3 protein-coding genes are annotated in these 2,294 nt (G+C 70.5%); all 3 read right to left on the reverse strand.

Going from position 1 to position 2,294, the window contains the following annotated elements:
- Positions 1-42 precede the first annotated feature (42 nt).
- Entirely contained in the window at positions 43-363 is a 321-nt protein-coding gene (locus DY245_RS33145) for a cupin domain-containing protein (protein ID WP_425329471.1), read from the reverse strand.
- A 176-nt stretch (positions 364-539) separates the two neighbouring features.
- Positions 540-1,130 (reverse strand): dephospho-CoA kinase, encoded by a 591-nt coding sequence (coaE, locus tag DY245_RS33150; protein WP_128510857.1) that lies wholly within the window; start codon positions 1,128-1,130, stop codon positions 540-542.
- A 69-nt stretch (positions 1,131-1,199) separates the two neighbouring features.
- Positions 1,200-2,153, reverse strand: a complete 954-nt coding sequence (locus tag DY245_RS33155) for a PAC2 family protein (protein ID WP_128510858.1) — start codon at positions 2,151-2,153, stop codon at positions 1,200-1,202.
- Between the last annotated feature and the right edge of the window lie 141 nt (positions 2,154-2,294).

Below are 2,294 nucleotides of genomic sequence, written 5' to 3' on the forward strand. Positions count from 1 at the left end.
CCCCCCTCCCACCCTTACCTCAGGCCCACTTCGACCCATCCCTTACAGGCTGATGTGGTACGCCTTGCGCAACGTCTCGTGCACGGTCCACTGCGTGCGGTCGCCCTCGCGCAGGACGCAGGCGTCGCCCGGTCCCACCTCGAGGACCGGGCCGCCTTCGACCTCGATGGTGGCGCGCCCGCTGACGACCACGAACAGCTCATTGGCCTCGGTGTCCGTCACCACACCCGGCGTGATCTGCCAGATCCCACGGATCTGCCGGCCGTCGGGGGACTCCCACAGCACCTTGCCCGTCACCACCGGCTCGCCGGAGACGATCTGGGAGGGATCCAGCGGATCCGGCTCCAGATCGGCGTCCGCGATACCGGGGATGTTGACCACGAACGATGCGGGCGCCGAGTCGTCGGCGGAGCCGGACTCGGAAACGGGGCCGGAGGAGGAGCCAGGGCCGGGCTCCGGAGTGGCGGCGGGCCGGACGTCGGGCGTGTTGGCGTCGAGATCGGAAGCAGCAGTCATGGCGGCGAGAGTATCGCCCGGGCTCATGCGCCCCGCAGCCGCTCCCACACCGCGCGGACCTGGGGTTCCAGATCCTCCAGTGGTCCGTCGTTGTCGATGACGAGATCCGCGACGGCCAGCCGCTGTTCACGGGTTGCCTGAGCCGCCATCCGGGCCTTCACCTCGTCCTCCGCCATACCGCGCAGCCGTACCAGTCGGTCCAGCTGGGTCTGCGGTGCGGCATCGACCACGACCACCAGGTCGTACAGCGGCGCCAGGCCGTTCTCCGTCAGAAGCGGCACATCGTGGACCACCACCGCGTCCGGCCCCGCCGATGCCTCGAGTTCGGCCGACCGCGCGCCCACCAGCGGGTGCACGATCTCGTTCAGGGCCTTCAGCTTTTCGGGGTCGGCGAACACGATCCCGCCGAGCTTCGGCCGGTCCAGTGTGCCGTCCGGCGTGAGTACGTCGCCCCCGAACTTCTCGACCACTGCCGCCAGTCCGGGTGTCCCCGGCTCGACAACTTCGCGTGCGATCTTGTCAGCGTCCACGATCACCGCGCCGTACGACGCCAGCAGTCGCGACACCTCGCTCTTGCCTGCACCGATTCCGCCGGTCAGCCCCACCTTCACCATGGGCCCACGCTATATGGTGCGCGCGGACGGCAGGTGCCCAGGAGGCGCCGGGTGGCGGGGGTGGCCGGATCAGGCCCCGCTGCCGCCGCTGTCTCCCTCCCGCTCCGCCAGGAACCGTTCGAATTCCCTGCCGATCTCGTCGGCAGACGGGAGTTCCACCGGCTCGGCCACCAGGTTCCCCCGGCTCTCCGCCCCGGCCACCGCGTCGTACTGGTGCTCAAGACCGCTGACCAGCGCGACCAGCTCCTCATCGCCCTCCGAGATCTGCCGCTCGATCTCCTCCTGCGTCCGCAGCGCCTCCGTACGCAGCGAATGTGCCGCCCCCGGCAGCACCAGACCGGTCGCGGCCGTCACCGCCTCCAGCGCCGTCAGCGCGGCGTCCGGATACGCGGACCGGGCGATGTAGTGCGGTACGTGCGCCGCCACGCCCAGGACATCGTGGCCCGCTTCGGCCAGTCGGAACTCGATCAGCGCCTCCGCGCTGCCGGGCACCTGCGCCTCGTCGAAGAAGCCGCCGTGCCCCGGCATCAGATCGGTGCGGTTGCCGTGCGGGGTGATGCCTACAGGGCGGGTGTGCGGGACGCCCATGGGGATGCCGTGGAAGTTCACCGAGAGGCGCACACCGAGCCGCTCCACGATTTGCTTCACGGCGCCCGCGAAGCGCTCCCACTCGACGTCCGGTTCGGGTCCGGACAACAGCAGGAACGGTGCGTCGGTGGTGTCGCGCACGAGCCGCAGCTCGATGCTGGGGGTCTCGTAGGCGGTCCAGCGGTCGCGCTCGAAGGTGAGCAGCGGGCGGCGGGCGCGGTAGTCGACGAGGCGGTCGTGGTCGAAGCGGGCGACGACCTCGTTCGGCAGGCCGTCCAGCAGCCTCTGCACGATCTGGTCGCCGGTCTCGCCGGCGTCGATGTACCCGTCGAAGTGGTACAGCAGCACCAGTCCGGCGGAGTCCCTGGAGGCGATTGCCTCGACCTCCGCGAGCCCGCTCGGCTCCCATTCGTACAAACTCTGGGGATCCAACACAGTGACCGCTCCTCCTCGTTCTCATGAGCGCCAACGCGCGATCGTCCGTAGGCATTCCCCGCGCCGGACGCCACCCGCCGCACTTCGGCCACGCCCCCTGCCCCACACCGGCCCCACCCGGCCCACCCCACCCACGCCGCC

Source organism: Streptomyces inhibens, from assembly GCF_003389455.1.
GTDB lineage: Bacteria > Actinomycetota > Actinomycetes > Streptomycetales > Streptomycetaceae > Streptomyces > Streptomyces inhibens.